Source organism: Micromonospora sp. NPDC048169 (assembly GCF_040652815.1).
In the GTDB taxonomy this organism is placed as follows: domain Bacteria; phylum Actinomycetota; class Actinomycetes; order Mycobacteriales; family Micromonosporaceae; genus Micromonospora.
The window spans coordinates 1-1,049 of sequence record NZ_JBEZMS010000085.1 but is presented as its reverse complement, the minus strand read 5'-3'; the positions used below and the strand labels follow the sequence as shown (position 1 = coordinate 1,049).

The following is a 1,049-nucleotide window of genomic DNA, read 5'->3' as shown; positions in this document are numbered from 1 at the left end:
CTAGGGCCTGTGTCGAAGTCGGTCACAGCCATTCGTTGATGGCGGCGACGTGCACGGTGGCCGCGTAGCGCACGGCGAGTTTGTCGAAGCGGGTGGCCACGGCGCGGTGGCGTTTGAGGCGGTTGATGCCGCACTCCACGGCGTGACGCTGCTGGTACCGCTGTGGGTCGAAGGCCGGTGGCCGGCCGCCCTTCGACCCCTTCTTACGCCGGTTCGCGTCCTGGTCGGCCTTCGACGGGATCGTCGCGGCGATCCCACGTCGGCGCAGGTAGCGGCGGTTGGCCTTCGACGTGTACGCCTTGTCAGCGAGGACCCGGTCCGGGCGGGTCCGGGGCCGGCCGCTACCGAGGCGGGGCACCCGGATCCCGTCGAGCACCGGGATGAACTGCGGGCTGTCCCCGCGCTGCCCGGCGGTCAACACGATCGACAGCGGCTTCTGCCCCTGCTCACACGCGAGGTGCACTTTCGTGGTCAGGCCGCCCCGCGAGCGACCGAGCGCATGATCGTCCGGTTCGACCGTGACCCCGCCCGGCGGCTCGGCCTGCAGATCCCCTTTTTACGCGCTCCAGCGGCATGCTGATGCGCTCGGGCGACCGTCGAGTCCACCGACACGTCCCAGACGACGCGTCCGGCTCCGTCAGCCAGGGCCTGCAGGGCGATCAGGATCTTCGCCCAGGTCCCATCCCGCTGCCAACGCCGGAACAACGCGTACGCCGCAGCCCAGGACCCGTAGCAGTCCGGGACGTCCCGCCACGGGGCGCCAACCCGTGTCCGCCACCGGATCCCATCGATGAGCTGCCGTTTCGTCCATGTCGACGGCCGGCCTGGCCTACGCCCCGCGGGCAGCAACGGCTCCAGCGCCGCCCACTGTGCGTCGGTCAGGTCGTGCCGCCTCGTCACCGCTAGGGTGTCCACGAGGTCTCCGGTGTTCGGGTTCTGCTTGGTCGCTGAACCAGATACCGGAGACCTCGCTACATCTCGAACACCGACACGCCAAGATCCTCACCCAACAGCTCAAGCCCTCGCACGGACTTCGACACAGGCCCTAG

The 1,049-nt window shown here is 69.5% G+C and carries 1 pseudogene; it reads right to left on the bottom strand.

The annotated features are described in order from the left end of the window. Nucleotides 1-22: 22 nt before the first annotated feature. Nucleotides 23-915 (bottom strand): annotated as a pseudogene (locus tag AB0D28_RS29905) (IS5 family transposase). Nucleotides 916-1,049: the final 134 nt, after the last annotated feature.